1 pseudogene is annotated in these 365 nt (G+C 66.0%); it reads right to left on the bottom strand.

The features are described 5' to 3' along the window. Window positions 1–95: 95 nt before the first annotated feature. Window positions 96–365 (bottom strand): annotated as a pseudogene (locus EN850_RS34295) (branched chain amino acid aminotransferase); the annotation flags it as partial.

The raw sequence follows: 365 nt of genomic DNA, 5'->3' as shown, positions 1-365 counted from the left end.
GAGGCCCCACAACGCAGAAAGCCCGTCACAGGGACGGGCTTTCCAGGAACAACGCCGCCAAGCGTAGGCTCGGCTCTCCAGTTGAGCGTGGGCGATCAGCCCAGCTTGACCAGCCAGTTGTGGCGGTCCGGCAGGCGGCCGTACTGGATGTCGGTCAGCTCCTTGCGCAGCGACATGGTCACTTCGCCAGCCGGGGCGTTGATATCGCCCACCGCGAAGCCTTCGCCCTTCAGCTGGCCGATCGGGGTAACCACCGCCGCCGTACCGCAGGCAAACACTTCACTGATCGCACCGGAGGCCACGCCGTCCTTCCATTCGTCGATGCTCACCTTGCGCGCTTCGCCCTTCATCCCGCTGTCGCGGGC

The organism is Mesorhizobium sp. M8A.F.Ca.ET.207.01.1.1 (genome assembly GCF_004794715.1).
Lineage (GTDB): Bacteria > Pseudomonadota > Alphaproteobacteria > Rhizobiales > Rhizobiaceae > Mesorhizobium.
This window is presented reverse-complemented; position numbering and strand designations above follow the sequence as displayed.